Source organism: Hymenobacter psychrophilus (genome assembly GCF_900107135.1).
Classification (GTDB): Bacteria; Bacteroidota; Bacteroidia; order Cytophagales; family Hymenobacteraceae; genus Hymenobacter; species Hymenobacter psychrophilus.
The window spans coordinates 281,019-300,300 of sequence record NZ_FNOV01000003.1 but is presented as its reverse complement, the minus strand read 5'-3'; the positions used below and the strand labels follow the sequence as shown (position 1 = coordinate 300,300).

Annotated in this window: 15 protein-coding genes and 1 riboswitch; of the genes, 7 read left to right on the top strand and 8 right to left on the bottom strand. The window is 62.7% G+C overall.

Translation table 11 applies throughout. From position 1 onward, the window contains the following. Window positions 1-11 precede the first annotated feature (11 nt). Entirely contained in the window at window positions 12-1,172 is a 1,161-nt protein-coding gene (locus BLW21_RS06285; RefSeq protein WP_092738596.1) for an alpha/beta hydrolase, read from the top strand. Between the two features lie 27 nt (window positions 1,173-1,199). Here the strand turns inward: BLW21_RS06285 and BLW21_RS21460 are convergent, their stop codons facing one another. The 5 genes from BLW21_RS21460 to BLW21_RS06265 all read right to left on the bottom strand — a co-directional run bounded on the left by BLW21_RS21460 (window position 1,200) and on the right by BLW21_RS06265 (window position 6,081). Continuing rightward, a complete protein-coding gene (locus BLW21_RS21460) occupies window positions 1,200-1,376 on the bottom strand; it encodes a hypothetical protein (protein WP_175470875.1) in 177 nt (58 codons plus the stop codon). Then, complete coding sequence (locus tag BLW21_RS06280) at window positions 1,331-2,473, bottom strand: homoserine dehydrogenase (RefSeq protein WP_092738595.1); 1,143 nt, start codon at window positions 2,471-2,473, stop codon at window positions 1,331-1,333. Before BLW21_RS06280 ends, BLW21_RS21460 begins: the two co-directional genes overlap by 46 nt. Further along, entirely contained in the window at window positions 2,463-3,491 is a 1,029-nt protein-coding gene (metX, locus tag BLW21_RS06275) for a homoserine O-acetyltransferase MetX (RefSeq protein ID WP_092738594.1), read from the bottom strand. Before metX ends, BLW21_RS06280 begins: the two co-directional genes overlap by 11 nt. A gap of 91 nt (window positions 3,492-3,582) precedes the next feature. Then, complete coding sequence (locus tag BLW21_RS06270) at window positions 3,583-4,959, bottom strand: O-acetylhomoserine aminocarboxypropyltransferase/cysteine synthase family protein (protein WP_092738593.1); 1,377 nt, start codon at window positions 4,957-4,959, stop codon at window positions 3,583-3,585. Between the two features lie 357 nt (window positions 4,960-5,316). Beyond that, window positions 5,317-5,440: riboswitch (SAM riboswitch) on the bottom strand. Window positions 5,441-5,787: 347 nt separating this feature from the next. Continuing rightward, the gene (locus tag BLW21_RS06265) at window positions 5,788-6,081 is read right to left on the bottom strand and encodes a LysM peptidoglycan-binding domain-containing protein (protein ID WP_092738592.1); all 294 of its coding nucleotides are present in this window, start codon (window positions 6,079-6,081) and stop codon (window positions 5,788-5,790) included. Between the two features lie 234 nt (window positions 6,082-6,315). On the opposite strand from BLW21_RS06265, the gene BLW21_RS06260 reads away from it, so the two are divergent. Both BLW21_RS06260 and BLW21_RS06255 read left to right on the top strand, forming a co-directional pair. After that, window positions 6,316-6,735 carry a hypothetical protein gene (locus BLW21_RS06260; RefSeq protein WP_092738591.1) on the top strand — a complete coding sequence of 140 codons (420 nt, stop codon included), beginning with the start codon at window positions 6,316-6,318 and terminating at the stop codon, window positions 6,733-6,735. 169 nt (window positions 6,736-6,904) lie between these two features. After that, on the top strand, window positions 6,905-9,508 hold the full coding sequence (locus tag BLW21_RS06255) for an erythromycin esterase family protein (protein WP_092738590.1): 2,604 nt from the start codon (window positions 6,905-6,907) through the stop codon (window positions 9,506-9,508). 30 nt (window positions 9,509-9,538) lie between these two features. On the opposite strand, the gene BLW21_RS06250 is transcribed toward BLW21_RS06255, so the two are convergent. Next, a complete protein-coding gene (locus BLW21_RS06250) occupies window positions 9,539-10,627 on the bottom strand; it encodes a lysylphosphatidylglycerol synthase transmembrane domain-containing protein (protein ID WP_092738589.1) in 1,089 nt (362 codons plus the stop codon). Window positions 10,628-10,824: 197 nt separating this feature from the next. Here BLW21_RS06250 and dxs point away from each other — a divergent pair, with 197 nt between their 5' ends. After that, window positions 10,825-12,765 (top strand): 1-deoxy-D-xylulose-5-phosphate synthase, encoded by a 1,941-nt coding sequence (gene dxs / locus BLW21_RS06245; RefSeq protein WP_092738588.1) that lies wholly within the window; start codon window positions 10,825-10,827, stop codon window positions 12,763-12,765. Between the two features lie 213 nt (window positions 12,766-12,978). Next, on the top strand, window positions 12,979-13,527 hold the full coding sequence (locus BLW21_RS06240) for a YceI family protein (RefSeq protein ID WP_092738587.1): 549 nt from the start codon (window positions 12,979-12,981) through the stop codon (window positions 13,525-13,527). A gap of 40 nt (window positions 13,528-13,567) precedes the next feature. Here BLW21_RS06240 and BLW21_RS06235 read toward each other — a convergent pair whose 3' ends face one another. Further along, window positions 13,568-14,581: an SRPBCC family protein gene (locus BLW21_RS06235; protein ID WP_092738586.1), complete on the bottom strand. Its 1,014-nt coding sequence runs from the start codon at window positions 14,579-14,581 to the stop codon at window positions 13,568-13,570. A gap of 79 nt (window positions 14,582-14,660) precedes the next feature. Here BLW21_RS06235 and BLW21_RS06230 point away from each other — a divergent pair, with 79 nt between their 5' ends. Further along, window positions 14,661-15,416 (top strand): alpha/beta fold hydrolase, encoded by a 756-nt coding sequence (locus BLW21_RS06230; RefSeq protein ID WP_175470874.1) that lies wholly within the window; start codon window positions 14,661-14,663, stop codon window positions 15,414-15,416. Window positions 15,417-15,505: 89 nt separating this feature from the next. Here the strand turns inward: BLW21_RS06230 and BLW21_RS06225 are convergent, their stop codons facing one another. After that, a complete protein-coding gene (locus tag BLW21_RS06225; RefSeq protein ID WP_092738584.1) occupies window positions 15,506-16,501 on the bottom strand; it encodes an aspartate-semialdehyde dehydrogenase in 996 nt (331 codons plus the stop codon). 168 nt (window positions 16,502-16,669) lie between these two features. Between BLW21_RS06225 and BLW21_RS06220 the strand changes: the two genes are divergently transcribed. Further along, window positions 16,670-19,276, top strand: a complete 2,607-nt coding sequence (locus BLW21_RS06220) for a lamin tail domain-containing protein (protein WP_092738583.1) — start codon at window positions 16,670-16,672, stop codon at window positions 19,274-19,276. Window positions 19,277-19,282: the final 6 nt, after the last annotated feature.

The window sequence follows — 19,282 nt, the reverse complement described above, 5'->3', positions numbered from 1 at the left end:
GTTACTAAACCGTGCGTTTTCTACTGCTTCTCTTCCTGACGATTGGCCTCGCGACTCCGGCTCTGCAAGCCCAGCCCGCCCCGCCCGACACAACCAAAGGCCGCTACCACCGCCCGCTGTTCGCTCAGGTAAAGGTGCGGCGCAACGTCGAATTCGCCCAGGTTAGCGGCCTGCTGGGCCAGACCCAGCCGTTGTACCTCGATTTCTACGAGCCCAGTGGCGACACCGTGCGCCGCCGGCCGCTGGTACTGCTGGCCCACGAGGGCGCCTTCGTAACCGGCACCCGCGACGATGTGGTGATGACGGAGCTGTGCACCCGCCTGGCCCGGCTCGGCTACACGGCCGCCAGCATCGACTACCGGCTGCTGTTCTTCCCCTTCGACAGCGTGGGCATTGGCCGGGCCGCCATCCGGGCCACCCAGGACATGCGCGCCGCCGTGCGCTTCTTCCGCCACGATGCTGCCAAGGCCCGGCAGTTCAAGGTAGATGGCCGCTATATTTTTGTGGGTGGCTCTTCGGCCGGGGCCTTTATGGCGCTGCAAACGGCCTACCTCGATAAAGCCGCCGAAGTACCTGCCTACCTGAACCTGGCGGCGCTCGGAGGCCTCGAAGGCAGCGGCGGCTATGCTGGCTACAGCAGCCGCCCGCGGGGCGTCATCAACCTGTGCGGGGCGCTGGCCCAGGCCGGCTGGCTGCAGGCCGGCGACGTGCCGCTGCTCAGCATTCAGGGCACCCGCGACGGAATTGTGCCCTACAACCGGGGCCTGATTGGCGGCCCGCTACCCGCCCAGGTAGTGGCGGGCAGCGCGGTGCTGCGCCGCCGCGCGCAGGCTGTGGGGGTGCCCAACGTACTGCGGCCCCTGCGCGGTGCCGGCCACGTGCCCTACTCCTTCGAGCCTACTTACCTCGATTCGGTATTCGTACCCATGCGCGACTTCCTGCGCCCCCTGCTCGGGGCTGGTGCGCCCGGGCCGCTGCTGGCCGCCGCCCTTAACCCGCGCCGCGCCGGTGTGGCAACGGCCGCGTTGCTGCCGCGCCGGGTGCAGTTGGCCTTATCTACGATGTTGGCCGAGGATACGAAAACGGCGCTGGAGAATAGGCTGCCGCGTACTGAGCAACCTCTGCCCGCCGTGCTGCCGGCCGCAACTGGAGCAACCGAGCCACCGGAGTAACTATTGTGTTTCTACCTCTTTTCGTGCCTACCAACTCCCAGGCTCATCCTTTTCCAGAACCGGAGCAGGTTCGCCGATGGGCCGGAGCTGTCCAGTGCGCATGATGAACGCACCGTACTCGCGCAACAGGTCGCGGTGAGTGATGAGGTGGGCCAGCGCTACGTAACCGACAACGTAACCGTCCTCATCTGCTTCTTCCGACACCTCGCTGAAATCGAGTATATCAATGAGGCGGGGCTCATCGGTGCGCAGGTAGATTTCGATTTCCAGGTCGGTGGCATGGGTGGGTCGGTGGTTTTAGCGTAGTGGTAGGCGAAGCCCTGGCGCAAAGCGGCCAGATCGGCCAGCACGGCCGAGCCCGTGGGGTGCCCGCCGGCCCCGCGGCCTCGCAGAAACTGCTCGCCCGCGAAGTCAGCCTCAATTACTACCCCGTTGAACTCCTCATCGACCCCAAACAGCGGCGACCCGGGCCCCACCAGCTGCGGGGTCACCAGGGCCGTAACGCGACCGTCGGGTAGACGCTGCAGGCCGGCCACTACCTTTATTTTCTGGCCCTGGCTGGCGGCAAAGGCAATGTCGGTAGCAGTAATACTTTCGATGCCTACGTTGAGGATTTGCTCGGGCGCCAGGAACAGGCCATAGGCGTGGGCGGCCAGCAGCACGGCCTTGGAGCGCGGATCGAAAGCGCCCATATCGAGGCCGGGGTCGGTTTCGGCGAAGCCCAACTGCTGGGCCTGGGCCAGGGCCGGGCCGTAATCGGTGCCGTCTTCACCCATCCGCGTAAGCACGTAGTTGGAGGAGCCGTTGAGGATGCCCGTCAGCCGCCGCAGGGGTTCCGTGCCGAAGTAGGCATCGAGCGTGCGGATGACCGGAATACTGCCGCCCACGGCCGCCTCATACAGCAGCGTACCGCCGCGGGCACGCTGCAACTCTATTAAGGCAGGCAGGTGGCGGGCCAGCATGGCCTTGTTGGCCGTTACCACTCGGCGGCCCCGGCGCAGGGCCGCGGCCACCAGGATAAAGGCCGCGTCGGCATCGTCAATTACTTCCACCAGCACGTCGAGCGAATCGTCGGCCAGCAGCGCGTCGGCATCGAACTCGAACCGTTCAGCCGGGAGTGGGCGGGCTTTACGGGGGCTCTTTACCACGATGCGGCTGATAACGAAACCGCTGGCCGGATGCTGCTGCAGGATATCGTAGAGGCCCTGGCCCACGCAGCCGAAACCAATGAGGCCGATGCGCCAGGGATGAGCAGGGGCAATGGGAGCGGGAGCAGCGGCGGAAACAACGTCAGTGGGCATAAGTCAGGGAGTGAAACCGTTCGAGGAAATGGGTGATTTGAGCGGCTTCCAGCAGGAAGCCATCGTGGCCGTAGGCGGAGTCCATTTCGGCGTACATGGCCCCCGGAACGTGGCGGGCCAGCAGCAGCTGCTCAGTCACCGGAAACAGGCCGTCGGAGGTGATGCCGATAACCAGCGTGCGGGCCCGCACCCGGCTTAGTGCCGCCGCTACTCCGCCCCGGCCGCGGCCCACATGGTGGCTGTCCATGGCGCGGGTCAGCGTCACGTAGCTGTAGGCATCGAAGCGGGCCGCAAGCTTGTCGCCCTGGTAGCGCTGGTAGGCGGCGGCCCGGAAATTGGTGAGCGGCTCGTCGGTCGGCTCGGTTTGGGTACGGTCGTAGGCCTGGTAGCTGCGGTAGCTGAGCAGGGCCACGGCGCGGGCCGCCTGCAGCCCGGCCGCGCCCCCGGCCGGGCTGTTCTGCTGGAAGGTAGCATCGGCAAAAATGGCCAGCCGCTGCGCCTCGTTGAAGGCAATGCCCCAGGCCGAATGCCGGGCGTTGGTGGCCAGCAGCACCAGGTTTTCGAACACCTGCGGCTGCTGCACCGCCCACTCCACCGCCTGCTGCCCGCCCAGCGAACCACCAATCAGCGTGTGCACCCGCGCCAGCCCCAGCTCCGCCCGTAGCGCCTCGTGGGCCGCTACCATGTCGCGAATAGTCAGCAGCGGAAACTCTTGGAAAGTAGCCCGGCCGGTAATAGGGTTGGGGGTGAGCGGGCCGGTGCTGCCGTAGCAGGAGCCCAGCACGTTGGCGCACACGATAAACCAGTCGGCCGGGTCGAAATACCGGCCCGGCCCCACCAGCCCGGGCCACCAGTCGGCCACGTCGGCGTTGGCCGTCAGGGCGTGGCACACCCAAACTACATTGTCGCGGGCGGCATTCAGCTGCCCCCAGGTCTGGTAGGCAACTTCCGGGTGGGCCAGCCGAACGCCGTTTTCGAGCGGCAGGGGCTGTGGGAGTTGGAATTGATGGGTGGGCATTTTTTTAGCTTTTAGCTGTCAGCTGCTAGCTGTCAGCTTTATTTTTGAAAAGGCTATCAGCTAAAAGCGAATAGCTAACAGCTCAAAAAACTTACACCTCCAGCGGCTGCTCGTGCTCGGCTACCGGCTCGGGCAACGGCTCATCCTGAATAGTATCGGGCGTGGCGGCATTTTTTACGGCATCGAAGGCCTGCTGTAAATCGGCTTGGATGTCGTCGAAATGCTCAATGCCGACCGAGAGGCGCAGCAGCGTGGGCGTTACGCCGGCGGCTTTTTGGGCCTCTTCGGAAAGCTGCTGGTGGGTGGTGGCGGCGGGCTGGATGATGAGCGTTTTAGCGTCGCCGACGTTGGCCAAGTGGCTTATCAGCTTCAGGCTGTCGATGAATTGCGTGGCCGAGTGCTTGCTGCCTTTGAGGGCGAAGGTGAGTACGCCGCCGTAGCCGCGCTTGAGGTATTTGCGGGCCAGCTGGTGGTAGGCGCTGGAGGGCAGGCCGGGGTAGTTCACGGCCTCTACCTGGGGGTGCTGCTCCAGCCAGGTGGCAATGCGCAACGCGTTTTCCACCGTGCGCTCCACCCGCAAACTCAGCGTTTCGAGGCCCTGCAGCAGCAGGAAGGAGTTGAACGGACTCTGCGAAGGACCAAAGTCGCGCAGGCCCTCCACCCGGGCCCGGATGATGAAGGCAATGTTGCCAAACGGCCCGTTCTTGCCGAATACGTCGCTGAACACGAGGCCCTGGTAACCTTCGGAGGGCTCGGAAAACTGCGGGTACTTGCCGTTGCCGAAATCGTAGGTGCCGCCATCCACAATCACGCCGCCCACGCTCGTGCCGTGGCCGCCAATCCATTTGGTGGCCGACTCCACCACAATGTTGGCACCGTGCTCCAAGGGCCGGAACAGGTAGCCGCCCGCCCCGAAGGTGTTGTCCACCACCAGCGGCAAGTCGTGCTTGCGGGCAATGGCGGCAATGGCCTCAAAATCGGGGATGCTGAAGCTGGGGTTGCCGATGGTTTCGAGGTAAATAGCCTTGGTGCGCGCGTCAATCTGGGCTTCGAAAGCGGCCGGCTCGTCGCCGTTGGCAAAGCGAACGTCAATGCCCAACCGCTTGAAGGCTACCTTAAATTGGTTGTAGGTGCCGCCGTAGAGGTGGGTCGAGCTGATGAAGTTGTCGCCGGCCTGCACGATGTTGTTGAGGGCGATGAACTGCGCGGCCTGCCCCGACGACACCGCCAGCGCCGCCACGCCGCCTTCCAGCGCCGCCACCCGCTGCTCGAACACATCGGTCGTGGGGTTCATCAGGCGGGTATAGATGTTGCCGAATTCCTTGAGGGCAAATAGGTTGGCCCCGTGTTCGGCATTCTTAAACACGTAGCTGGTAGTCTGGTGAATGGGCACGGCCCGTGAGCCGGTAACGGGGTCGGGCTGCTGGCCGGCGTGGAGTTGCAGGGTTTCGAAATGGAGGCTGGACATGGTTTTTTGGATTTTTATTGTTGATTTTTTATTTACTGGTGGCCGGTTTTCGCACGTAAATCCGCAAAAGCAACTGGCAAAGGCCGCACCGGGACGGAGCCGGAGCAAGCAGAAAAGGCAGGAAGAGTAGGGGAGGCCGCTAAGGGCCGGATTCAGGCTCTCAGGCTAGCAACAGCCGCAACAAGTGCCGCAACAGCCGCGCATTCGCATTTGGGCGGCGGTCGGAACAGCGGCCGGTAGGGTCGTAACGGCCGAAGCCAAAACGCCAGAAGCCCACGGCGAAGCGGCAAACCCGAAGGCGGCCGGAGCGGTGGGGGAAACAGGGGCGAAAACGCGGGAGTGGCTCATGGGACTTGGAGGTTATAGGCCCCGCCGCCGGACGGTTAAGTCGGGCTGGTCGGGCAGGCATTGGCACCTTTCGCGCGGTCGAAGGTTGCCAGTGGGTCAGGGAGCCTGTGCTCTCGCCACTTCTGTATAAATCCTATGAAAACTGCCCTGCCGCGAGCGGGGTAGTACCGGGTTGGTGTTGCAAAGGTATAGCCGCAATTTTCTGTAATGCAAGAGAAATACGAATTATTTTCATTCGCTCTATATTACCTGATTGCCACTAACAGACTTGCTTATAGTACTGATAAATAGAGATATATGGTTGGGTGCTAAAGGAGGGATGGTCTGGCATGGCTGCTTTGGCTGGTTTGTGATTCGTCTTCAAGCGGGCGGCGAAGCGCCGGAAGAGAGTTCTTGTACCACCGGTTCGGCTGTGACGGACATGAAAAAAGCTACTCCGGAGGGAGTAGCTTTTTTGAATATTTCCGCGAAACGGATGGCTTAGGCCTTGGGCAGAGTCAGCACTTGGCCTACTTCAATTTTGTCGGGGTCGGAGCCGATAGTGGCCTTGTTGGCATCGTAAATCTGGTGCCACTTGCTGGCGTCGCCGTAATGATTCTTAGCGATTTTCGAGAGCGAGTCGCCACTTACTACGGTGTACGTGTCGCCGGCGGCCGTAGTGTCGGCGGCGTTGGCGGTATTGCCGAAAAAGTCGGTGGTGCCACCGGTCTGGGGCGTAGTGGGTTCAACCGGTTTTTTTTCGCCTTTGTCGGATAGAAAATCAAAGAGTCCCATGATAGGTAGTGCGTTAGGTGGAGGAGAAAGAAAGCGCCCGGCTACTACGGTGCAGTTTGGTCGCCGGCCCTTCTTACGCCGTGTCAGGCAATAAGTTGTGCCCTGCGTTTCGGCAGGTTGCTATCGGCTCGGGCACCGAACATCTTGGGCAGCGCCACCGTAAGAGGCCCATTGCTGGCGGCCGGCATCGGTCGTTTTTTTGCCCATTCCTCACCTATTTCTTTCTCTCCCATCATGAAATCTCTTACTTCCTCCGCCTCGCGCCTGTTAGCTGGCCTGTTTGTATTCGTACTACTCTTTACGGCCGCCTGCGGCAGCAAGGAAGGTAAAGTCGAAGGCGTAAACATGCTTTACGGCAAAGACAGCAAAACCTGGAAAACCGATAAAGAAACCACCGCCGCCGGCGATAAAATGAAGCAGACCGACGCCATGGACGACCAGCGCGTGACCTTCTACGCCAACGGCCAGTACAACATGAGCTCGGGTGCCCAGACCATGAACGGCAAATACACCTTCGATCAGGCTGCCCAAACCATTATGATGATGCCCGAGGGTGCCGGCCAGTCAAATACCTTCACGGTAGTGACCCTGACTGACGACAAACTGACGCTGAAAGCCCCCGACGGCTCGCAGCTGCACCTGGAAGGCGAGTAGCCTTCGGCGCAAAACCATTAAGCTAAGAAAAAGCCCCTTCTGCTTCGGTAGAAGGGGTTTTTTCGTTCTGGTTTCTACCTGCACCCTTTCTCCGCTGACTAGCTATAAAGCAGAAAATAGTTTGACTACTTTGCTGTGAAATTTAGTTTCTCGCAGCATCCGGGTAGTTATGAACCGAACTTTATCGGCCGCTTTTGGCCTCCTGCTGGTTGCGCTGGGTAGCGGCCCCGCTCTGGCCCAAACTGCCCCGTCGGCTGCCACTGCTCCGGTGCCGCTGCCCACCCACACTATCCGCAGCATCGACCCCACGGACACCGACTTTACGGACCTGGAGTTTCTGCGGCGGGAAATTGGGGGCGCACGGGTGGTGATGCTGGGCGAGCCGACCCACGGCGAGGGCAACGTGTTCGAGGCCAAAATCCGGTTGATGCGCTTTCTGAAAGAGCAGATGGGCTTTACCACGGTGGCTTTCGAAAGCGGCTTTTACGAGCTGGACCGGGCCCAGCGGGAAATACAGGTGGGCACCGCGGCCCGCGAAGCCATTGAGGGCAGCGTGTTTCCCATCTGGACGACGACCCGCGAATTCCAGCCGATTATGTCGCTGCTGGGTAAGGGTGGTTTGCGGGTAGCCGGGTTCGACTACCAGCTGAGCGGAGGCTATCAGGAGGAGCTGGTAGAGGAGCTGAAGGCGTTCCTGCGGCCCGAAAAAGGAGCCGATGCCATTGCCTATGATTACCTCGACGAGTGTATCAGCGCGATGGGGGAGCAGTTTCGGTTTCCGCCTTCCCACCAACCGCTGCTCTTTACTATGCAGGTCGGAAAAGCCCGCAAGCTGCTCGAAAAGGTAGCGGCTGGTGCCGACCAAAAGCGCCGGGTGCGGGCCGCTTTCTGGCTCCAGAACCTACGGAGCCTGCAAGCCATGGTCCACGATTACGCCACCAACGACCCCGGTGCCATCGATTCGGCCGACTTTAAAGCTATTCACAGCAACCCGCGCGATGCGCAGATGGCCGACAACCTGCTCTGGTATCTGCGCCAGCATGAGCAGGAAAAAGTGATTTGCTGGGGTGCGCTGCCCCACTTGGCCAACAAGGTAGAAGTGCTCAACAATGCCGAAATGCAGCGCTACCAGCCCATGGGCCGGGCGGTGAAGGCGGCGCTGGGTGAAGAGGCGGTGTATGTGTTGGGAACCCTGGCCGGCAATGGCACCCACGGTTTCCTGCGTTCGGGGGGCCACAAGCCGGTGCCGGTGCCAGCTACCGGCACGATGGAAGCCGAACTGCTGAGCCGGGGGCAGGACTACAGCTTCGTGAGCCTGAAGCATGACGCGCCCAATCGCCAACTGACCACTTACGCTTTCCAGTATGAGCCTTTAACCGGCCCCTGGAGCCAGGTAGTGGATGGTTTTCTGTTTTTGAAAATCATAAACCCCGCGCACCTAGCCGACCCGGCAACCGGGGCCGTAGCCGCCGAGTCGGCCGCCACCGGGGCCGGGGCTCGACAGTCGGGAGCCCTGAACCCGGCCCGGCAGCCGGCGCTGGCGGGCAGAGCCAGCGGGGCCGCCTTCGCGCTCAGCGGCATCGTGCTCGACCGCAAAACCAGCCAGCCAGTGCCCTTTGCCACCGTGGCCGTGCCTGCCCGCAGCGCCGGGACGGTATCGGATGCTCAGGGAAAATTTCGCTTCGACGTCCGTCGGGGCGAGTTGGTGCAGGTAAGCAGCATCGGCTACGAGCCGGCCACGTTAGCCGCCGCGGCCGGAGCTGCCACGGTGCGCCTCGCGCCGGCCACCTTTGCCCTGAACGATGTGCGGGTAAGTGCCCAGTCGCAGAATCCGAAGCGCATTATGCAAAAGGTGATTCGGGCGGCGGAGAAAAACTACGAGCAGCAGGACTATATGGCGCGGGTGTACACGCGTCGCCGGCTCATCAACTTCGATACGCTGCGCCACGAACTGGAGTATGTCAGCCACATTTTCGAGCCGGCAGGCTTCCGCAAGTTCGTGAGCGGCTTTTTGAACCTGGGGCCCAAGCCGGTGCATAAGGTGCTGGAAAAGCGCGTAGTGGTGCAATCGGCCCGGCCTTTGGGGCCTTTCGATTTACTGGAGGGCGGCCAGGGGTTCCTCACGGCTTCGGCCGATCCGGTGCGCATCTCCCCGCTTTTTAAAGCCAAAACCCTGGGTAAGTTTGCGCTGCGGCTGGACTCGGTGGAGCAGCGCAACGGCGAAACCTGTTATGTTATCCGCTTCGCCGCGAAGCGGGCCACGCTCCGCAGCACCGGAACCTACCAGCAGGCGGGCTACTCGGGCAAGGTGTATGTACGGGAAAAGGATTACGCCGTACTTCGCTACGAGGCGCTCTGGCAAGCCGACACGGTGGGCCACAATGCCACCGCGCACAAATATTACGGCCGCAAAAACCAAATTTCCCGGCTCTATCCCCAGGTGTATTCCGATAGCCGGACGGCACACGTAGTTACTTACCAGCCGGCTGCCAACGGCCGCTACTATGTGGCCAGCAGCGTGGCCCAGGGCCTGAGTATTGGGCGGATACTGGGCAAGGCATCCTTCTACGAACAGAAGTATTGCGAGGAATATTTCGAGCCGCTGCCGCCAACCGCGCTGGCTGACCGGCCGGTTAATGAGGACAAACCCGGGATAAAGAGCTTTGAAATCTGGCAGGCCGATAACACGCCCTACCGCCCCGAGTTCTGGCAAACCTACCACCGCCCCGTGCCCGCCGAGCCAGCCCCGACGCTGGAAGCTACCCAGCCATAGCGCCCGACTTACCCTTTGCGGGGGCGTTGGCTACGAGTGCATGGTTTTCCGGGCTTCCTGCTTGCCGTAGATGCGGGTAATCCAGCGAGGCAGGAACACGGCCCCAAGCACCAGGTAGAGGTAGTAGGTGGTGATGCGGTAGAGCAGCACCATAAAGTTGGTCATGGTGGCCGTGCCGATAAACTTGCCGAAAAACGTGGGGAAGGCGCCCTCGGCCACGCCCGCGCCGCCGGGTGTAATGGCAATCAGCAGGATGACTTTGTAGGTGAGGTTGCGGCCGAAAATCAGCCAGAACTCTGTCCAGCCTACGTCCACGAAGGCCCCAATGAGGCAGCCGATGACCAAGTAGCGGGCCGACCAGACGAAGAACGTGCTCAGGCAGGCCCGCAGCCAGTAGGCGCGGCCGTTGCCGCGCAATTCGGCCGAGGCCTGCACCAAATCGTGGCCCAGCTGGTAGGCGCGGCCCCGGAAACGCCGCAGCATCCGCGCCGAAAACAGCCGCACCAGCAGCCGTCGCACGGCCCGGGGGTTGATGAAAATGGCGTACACCATCAGCAGGGCGTAGGCCGTTACGAACACGTAGCTCAGAATGAAACCGATGCGCAGCGTGGCAATCAGCCCCCCGTGCAGGGCCTCGTGCGGGTACAGCGCCTCGCCCCCGATAAGGACCACGAGCGGCACCATAAGCACGTAATACATATTGTCGAGCATGGCCGTAGCCATGATATAGGCCACCGACCGGCCCAGCGGGATGCCCTCCTTGTGCAGCAGTACCGGGGCTACGGCTGTGCCACCCACCGCCGAGGGCAGGATGCAGGACGAGAATTCCCAGAGCATAATCACATCGAGCGAAGCGCGCCAGCTGAGTACTTTCTGGGTGAGGTAGCGGATGCGGTATACATAGCCGGCGTCGCGGGCCAGCAGTACCAGCACCATCACCAGCAGCCACACAGGCTTGGCATTGGCCAGCGCATCGAGGTCGCCGGGTTGGTAGCTGCGCCAGAACATGAAGCCTACCACGCTCAGGCCAATCAGCACCGGCAGCACAATCCGCGAGGGCCGGAGCTTGTCGAGCAGTTGCTGGTCTTCGGAGGAGGTGGCGTTGCTGAGCTCGGGCATGGGGCAAAGGTAGCGGGTTGAACGGGGTTGGGTGGCAGAGCGAGAGGAAGGAGGGATTCATTCCCCACTTCATCTGCCGGAACGGAAAACCCGTAACTTTGCTCGTTGCCCGATGCCGGGTCGGCTCCGGGCATAACTTTCAGGCCGGGCCGGCTGTTGCCCCGCTACTTACCCCCTTGTTTCCTACCCCTGCGCGCATGATTGTTGAACCCGGGCCCCTGCTGGCGGAAATTAACTCCCCCGACGACCTCAAAAAGCTCAGCCCCGACCAGTTGGTGCAGGTGAGTCAGGAACTCCGACAATTCATCATTGACTCGGTTTCGATTTACGGCGGCCACTTCGGGGCTTCGCTGGGCGTGGTAGAGCTGTCGGTGGCGCTGCATTACGTGTTCAACACGCCCTACGACCAGCTCGTGTGGGACGTGGGCCACCAGGCCTACGGGCACAAAATCCTTACCGGCCGCCGCGACCGGTTCCCGTCTAACCGCCGCTACCACGGCATGTCGGGCTTCCCCAAGCGCAGCGAAAGTGAGTACGACGCCTTCGGGGTGGGCCACAGCTCCACCAGCATCGGGGCGGCGCTGGGCATGGCCGTGGCCTCCGATTACAAGGGCGAGTTCGACCGCCAGCACATTGCCGTGATTGGCGACGGGGCCATGACGGCCGGCATGGCCTTTGAGGCACTCAACCACGCCGGGGTGGAGAAATCCAACCTGCTGGTCATCCTCAACGACAATTGCATGAGCATCGACCCCAACGTGGGCGCGCTCAAGGAATACCTCACTGACATTACCACCTCCCGCACCTACAACAAGGTGCGCGACGAGCTCTGGAACGTGCTGGGCAAGCTCAGCAAGTTCGGCCCCAACCCCCAGCAGATTGCCCGCCGGGTGGAGCAGGCCATGAAGGCCACCCTGCTCAAGCAGGGCAACCTGTTCGAGGCCCTCAACTTCCGCTACTTCGGCCCCGTGGATGGCCACGACGTGCAGCACCTGGCCACCATCCTGGCCGACCTCAAGAACATTCCCGGCCCCAAGCTGCTGCACTGCGTGACGGTGAAGGGCAAGGGCTACGCCTTGGCCGAAAAGGACCAGACCCTCTGGCACGCCCCCGGCCTGTTCGACAAAATCACGGGCGAGATTTACAAGAAAGTCCCCGAGAAGCCCCAGCCGCCCAAATACCAGGACGTGTTCGGGCACACGCTGGTGGAGCTGGCCGAGGCCAACGACAAAATCATGGGCGTGACGCCGGCCATGCCGTCGGGCTCCTCGCTCAACATCATGATGAAGGCCATGCCCGACCGCGCCTTCGACGTGGGCATTGCCGAGCAGCATGCCGTGACCTTCTCGGCCGGCCTGGCCACCCAGGGGCTGGTGCCGTTCTGCAACATCTACTCCTCCTTCATGCAGCGGGCCTACGACCAGGTGGTCCACGACGTGGCCCTGCAGAACCTGCACGTGGTCTTCTGCCTCGACCGGGCCGGTTTCGCCGGCGCCGACGGTCCCACCCACCACGGCTGCTACGATCTGGCCTACATGCGCTGCATCCCGAACATGGTGGTCTCGGCGCCCATGAACGAGGAGGAGTTGCGTAACCTGATGTACACGGCTACGCTGCCCGAAAATGCCGGGCCCTTCAGCATCCGCTACCCGCGGGGCGAGGGCGTGATGCCGGAGTGGCGCAAGCCCCTGAAGAAAATTGCCATCGGCACGGGCCGGGTAGTGCGCGAGGGCGAAGGCGTGGCGGTGCTCAGCATCGGCCACATCGGCAACTACGCCGCCAAGGCCACCGAGCAGCTCCGCACCGAGGGCCTCAACCCCGGCCACTACGACCTGCGCTTCTGCAAGCCCCTGGATGAGGAAATGCTCCATAATATCTTCCGCCGCTACCGCGCCATCGTGACGGTGGAAGACGGCTGCGTGCAGGGCGGCTTCGGCGCGGCCGTGCTCGAGTTCATGGTCGACCACGGCTACAGCCTGCCCGTCCGCCGCCTCGGCATCCCCGACCGGGTAGTGGAGCACGGCACCCAGGACGAGCTCTATAAGGAGTGCGGCTTCGACGCCGCCGGCATTGCCACCGCCCTGCGCGAGCTGAGCGGTAAGGTGAGCGTGCCGGTGGCCGATAAGGTGCTGCTGTAAATAGAACCACTGCTGAAACTGAAAAGCCCCGCCGGATTCGTCCGGCGGGGCTTTTTTGTGTTGAACAGGCCAGCCAAGGGAGATAGTAATGAAAATATAAATCCGTGTACATACATCAATTATAAATAATGTACGTACATTTGTTGAGTGTTCGGCGCTGCTCCCGGGTGGGTCGGATATTTTCAGTGTCTTTTCAACCAACCAGTTACCACCATGGCTACGACCAAATGGGCGCTTGACCCCACCCACTCCGAAGTTCAGTTCAAAGTAAAGCACCTCGTTATTTCCACCGTTACGGGCTCGTTTAAGCAGTTCGAAGGTGAGGCAGAAACGGAAGGTGATTCATTTGAAGGAGCCAAGGTGCGCTTCTCAGCCAAAATCGACAGCATCGATACCAACCAGGAGCAGCGCGACGAGCACTTGAAAAGCGCCGAATTCTTCGACGCCGCCACATACCCCGAAATGACCTTCGTTTCGACTTCCTTCACCAAGGAAGATGAGGGCGAGTACAAGCTGACTGGTGACCTGACCCTGCACGGCGTAACCAAATCGGTGACCCTGGATGTGGAGTACGGCGGCCAGGCCGGCGACTTCTACGGCAACACCAAGGCCGGTTTCGACGTGACCGGCAAAATCAACCGCAAGGATTTCGGCCTGAGCTGGAGCGGCATAACCGAAGCCGGTTCCATCGTGGTGAGCGAAGACGTGAAGCTGATGGCCAGCGTGCAATTCACCAAGCAGGCCGAGCCCGCTACCGTATAAAAATCGCCCTTCAATGGCCTGCAAAGCGCCCGTCACTGCTTCAGTGGCGGGTGTTTTCGGTGGTGTTGAGGCTTGCCAAGGCCGCGTCGGTTTCGCAGCGGCGGCGGATGACTTCCAGGATGCGCCGCTGGATTTCGCTCATCACGTAGCCCGTCCAGAGGCCGGCGTAGGGGTTGAGGCGGGTGCTCAGGCGCTGGCGGCTGTAGAGCACCAGGCGGGTGCGACCGGGGCCGGCGGGTTCCAGTTCGTAGGTGCCGCGCAGCACGTCGAAAAACCGGCCGCCCACCGTCACGTGCTCGTCAAAGGTGGTGGGCGGGATGGTAGCGGTATTGGGCACGATGCTGAATGAAATACGCCGCTGGGGCTCCCACACGTCGATGGTTTCCAGAAACTCCACCCCCCGCTCGAAGGTGGCGCGGCGCACTCCCCCCACGCCCTCGTGGCTGAGGGTAGCTTCCACGGGCCGCGGAAAACCCAGTCGGTCCACCAGACTCGGGCCCAGGTCGCGGGCCGAAATAGGTGGCACCCGCACGATGTGCCGCCACACCACGGCCGCCGGGGCCGCAATGACCACCGTGTTTTCGATGCGCCGATATTCGTCGGGGGCCGTGAACTGGCTTTCGAGGGGGGCCAGCACGAAGGGCAGCAGGGCGAAGGCGGCCACCACGTAGGTTTTGGTTTTATCGTCGCGGTTCCTGGTAAAGTCATAATAGGCGAGGGCACCCAGTCCGGCCGTGATGATGAACAGTGGGAAAATCATCAGCACGCAAATCATGCCTTCCAAGTGGAATAGCAGCGCCGTGACTAAGAATAGCAGCACTGTCAGGAACGGCCCGAACACCAGCCGCCACCATTTGGAGGCGGTGCGCGGTGTAAAGTGAGCCGTCACAGCTCCCAGTGCCATCGGTACCAGTAACAGGAAGCAGAGCATCAGCAGGCCCCCGGCATCGTTGAGGTAGTTGGTGGCGAAAACAAAGCGCCCAAGCAGAGCGAGTAACAGGCCCGCGCTGCTGGCAATCAGGTAATGATAGTACTGTTGCTTGATAAAGGCCATGCGGGAGAGAGATAGGAGGAACGGATGCAGCAAAAGTGCGTATTTGCTTGGATTCCGCCGACTTTTCCACCTACTACTCATGCCCGCCGCCCCACAGCCCACCCTCGTCTTCCTGCACGGCTTCGCCGAAAGCCCCGCAATCTGGGCCGATTTCACCCGCGACTTCCCCAGCCGCTACCGCCTGCTGATGCCCGCGCTGCCCGGCCACGGCCCCAACCCGGCCCCGGTAACCGACTACGCCATGGAGGCCCAGGCGCAAGCCGTACTGGCGCAACTCGATGCGGCCGGCGCCGATAAGGTGGTGCTGGTGGGCCACAGCATGGGCGGCTACGTGGCCCTGGCCCTGGCCGAAGCCCACCCCGCGCGGGTGGCTGGCCTCGTGCTCTTCCACAGCACTGCCCTGCCCGATAATAAGGAGAAAAAAGCCGCCCGCGACGAAAGCGCCGGTTTCGTGCGCCGCCACGGGGTCGAAAAGTATATGCGCTCCGCCATCAGGCCCCTGCTGGCCCCCGGCAACCGCAAGCAGCTGGCTGCCGAACTGAAACAGCTGGAAGACTTGGCCGCCACTACGCCCGTAACCACTATTCTGGGTTGCCTCGAAGCCATGAAGCACCGCCCCGACCGCACCCAGGTGCTACGTGACGCCAGGTTCCCGGTCCTGTTCATCGGCGGCCACGACGACCCGGCTGTGCCCCTCGATACGCTGCTGCCCCAACTGGCGCTGCCCGCCCAAAGCCACGCCCTGCTGCTCCGCAACGTGGGTCACTTAGGCTTCATGGAGGCGCCGGAGCTAACGCGGCAGTCGGTACTGGATTTTTGCGCCGCTATTTGTTAAGCGCCACCAATCAGCGTTAGGGGAACGTCATTCAGCGCATGCGCTGAATGACGTTCTTCAGCTAACAGCTAACAGCTAACAGCTAACAGCTAACCCAGTAGGCCCATTTTCAGCATGGCCTCGGCAATCTGCACGGCGTTGGTAGCGGCCCCTTTGCGCAGGTTGTCGGCCACCACCCACATGTTGAGGGTGCGGGGCTGGGTTTCGTCGCGGCGCAGGCGGCCCACCAGCACGGCGTCGCGGCCGTGGGCATCCTGAGGCATGGGGTAGATGTTGTTCTGCACGTCATCCACCAGTTCCACGCCCTCGGTCTGGCGCAGCAGCTCGCGCACGTCGGCCAGGTCGAATTCCTGGGCAAATTCGACGTTTACGGCTTCCGAGTGGCCGCCCATAACGGGCACGCGCACGGTGGTGGCGGTGAGGCGAATGGTGTCGTCGCCGAAGATTTTCTTCGTCTCGTTCACCATTTTCATCTCCTCCTTGGTGTAGCCGTTGTCTTGGAACACGTCGATGTGGGGCAGCACGTTCAGGTCGATGCGGTGGGGGTAGGCGGGGTTGGCGGGCGTCTGGCCGGCCCGCTCCTGCAGCAGCTGATCGACGGCCTGCTTGCCGGTGCCCGTTACACTCTGGTAGGTGCTCACCACGATGCGCAGGGCCTGGTAGCGCTTGTGCAGCTCGTTGAGGGCGACTACCAGCTGAATGGTGGAGCAGTTGGGGTTGGCAATGATTTTATCGTCGGCCGTGAGCGTGTGGGCGTTGATTTCGGGCACCACCAGCTTCTTGGCCGGATCCATGCGCCAGGCCGAGGAGTTGTCGATAACCACGGTGCCCACCGCGGCAAAACGGGGCGCTTCCTGCAGCGAAATAGCGCCGCCGGCCGAGAAGATGGCCACTGCCGGGCGGGCGGCAATAGCGTCGTCCATACTCACCACCCGGTACTTCTGGCCCCGGAATTCGATTTCCTGGCCCACCGACCGGGCCGACGCCACGGGCAGCAGCTCCGTGACCGGGAAGTTGCGCTCGGCCAGCACTTTAAGCATCTGGGTGCCTACCAATCCGGTGGCGCCCACTACGGCTACTTTCATATGCATTTTTGGTTGAGCGGTAAAGGTAAAGCAGTTATATTTCCTATGCACTTCTATCTGTTTTCTGGCTGAAGCCTGCAGAGAGATGCGCGGAGGTTGGAAGGCGGTCTTCCCCCTTGCCTCCGCGCGTTCCTGTGAGGGTTTCGGCAAGAATTTTTTCTATCTAGCATGAAAAAATTACTACTATTTCTGCTTGTTCTAAGTAGTCTAACGGCCCGGGCTCAGCTAACCGACGACTTCACCGACGGCGACTTCAGCCAGAACCCCACCTGGACCGGCGACGAAGCGGCGTTTCAGGTGAATGCGGCCCGCCAGCTGCAAAGCAACGGCCCGGCCGTGACGGGCACCCAGCTGCAGCTGGTTACGCCCTGCCAGGCCAGCACCGGCACCAGCTGGACGTTCTGGGCCAATCTGAAGCTGGCCACCAGCAGCGGCAACTACGCCGACGTATGGCTGATGGCCGACCGCGCCGACCTGAAAGCCAGTGGCACCCGCGGCTACTTCGTGCGCCTGGGTGGCACCCCCGATGAAGTGGCCCTATTCCGCCAGGATGCCACCGGCAGCCCCGTGTACGTCGTCAATGGCCAGGACGGTACCCTCAACTCGACCACCAACAACCTGGTGCGGGTGCGCGTGACGCGCTCGGTACAGAGCATCTGGACCCTGGAGCGCGACCTGACGGGCGGCCAGAGCTACGCCGCTGAGGGCAGCGGCACCGATGCCACCTACCAGCGCAGCGCGTTTTTCGGCGTGCTGCTCACCTACTCATCGGCCAACAGTAAGGCCTTCTACTTCGATGATGTGCAGGTGCTCGACAACACCCCACCCGCCACCGTGCAGGCGGCCGGCGTGGGGCCACGGGCCCTCGATGCCACGTTCAACGAGGCCGTGGCCGCCACCCAGAGTCCCGCCAGCTACCAGCTGCCCGGCGGCCCGGCCGTAATTGCCGCCCTCCGCGACGCGGCCAACCCGGCCTTGGTGCACCTCACGCTGGCCGCCGACCTGCCGGCGGGCGGTGGCACGCTGGAAGTGCGCCAAGTGGCCGACCTCTACGGCAACGTGGCGGCGGGCCCGCTCACGGCTGCGTTCAGCTTCGCGGGCGTGCTGGCGGTGCCGCAGTTCGGCCAGCTGCTCATCACCGAAATCATGGCCGACGAAACGCCGGTGGTGGGGCTGCCGGCCTCCGAGTACCTCGAAATCCACAACCCCTCGGCCACCCGCACGCTCGATCTGGCAGGGGTGCGGCTGAGCAAAGGTGGCAGCACGGCCAACCCGGCCGTATTTCCGGCTGGCGCCACGCTGCTGCCGGGCGAGTACGCGGTGGTGTGCGGCAGCACCCGCGGGGCCCAGTTTGCGGCCTTCGGGAAGGTGTTTGCCCTGACCAATTTCCCCAGCCTCAACAACGCCGGCGACCAGCTGGTACTGACGGGCCGCAGTGGCCGCACGGTGTTCGAGGTAACCTACTCCGACAGCTGGTACAAGGACAGCCGCAAAAAAGAAGGCGGCTGGAGCCTGGAAATGGTGGACGAGGCCAACTTCTGCGGCGGCATCGAGAACTGGACCGCCAGCAACGACCCCAGCGGGGGCACACCCGGCCGGGCCAACTCGGTGCGCACCCCCAACCCCGACCGCACCGCGCCCAGCCTGCTGCGGGCCGTGGCCCTGTCGCCCACGCTGGTGCGGCTGTTTTTCAGTGAGAAGCTCGACAGCGCGGCCGTTTCCAACCCCGCCCGCTACACGTTTACGCCCGCCGTGGGCGTGGCCCGGGTGGTGCCCGTGGGGCCCGATTTCCGGCTTGTGGACCTGCAGTTGAGCACGCCGCTGCAGCCCAACCAGTCCCTGACGCTAACCGTGCAGCAGGCCACCGACTGCGTGGGCAACGCCAGCGGCCCGGCCGCCGCGGTTACGCTGGCCCTGCCCGCGCCGGTAGCGGCCGGCGACGTGGTGCTCAACGAAATTCTGTTCAACCCGCGCACCGGCGGCGTCGATTTCGTGGAGCTACTCAACCGCTCGGGCAAGTACCTGAACGTGCAGGGCTGGCAGCTGGGCAGCGAGAAAGCCGACGGCTCGATAGACCAGAAACCCATCAGCACCGGGCCCTACGTGCTGGCGCCCGGCCAACTGGTCGTCCTCACAACCAGCCCGGCCAACATCCAGAGCTACTATCTCAATAGCTCGGAACCGGCCAATTTCCTGGGGATGCCCAGTCTGCCCTCGTACCCCGATGATGCGGGCATCGTGGTGCTGACCTCGGCCACCAACGAGCCGCTGGACCGCTTCGCCTACCACAAAAACATGCACCTGAAGCTGCTCGACGATTTGAACGGCGTGTCGCTGGAGCGCATCCGGCCCGAGGGTCCGAGCACGGGCGAGAACTTCCACTCGGCGGCCAGTGCCGCGGGCTACGCCACGCCCGGCCGCCCCAACTCGCAGTATCAGCAGGACCCCGGCGGCGACCAGACGTTCCGGCTCGAACCCGAAGTTTTCACCCCTGATGAGGACGGCCAGCAGGATTTCACCACCCTCAACTACCTGCTCGACCAGCCTGGCTACGCCGCCAGCATCACGATTTACGACGCCCAGGGCCGCCTGGCCCGCCGCTTGGTGCGCAACGAAACGCTGGCCACCACCGGCTTTTTCCAGTGGGACGGCCTGACGGACCGGGGCCAGAAAGCAGCCGTAGGCTACTACGTGCTGCACATTGAGCTGCTGCGCCCCAACAGCGGCGAAAAGCGCGAGTACCGCAAAACGGTGGTAGTAGGTGCGCGCCTCTGAATCACA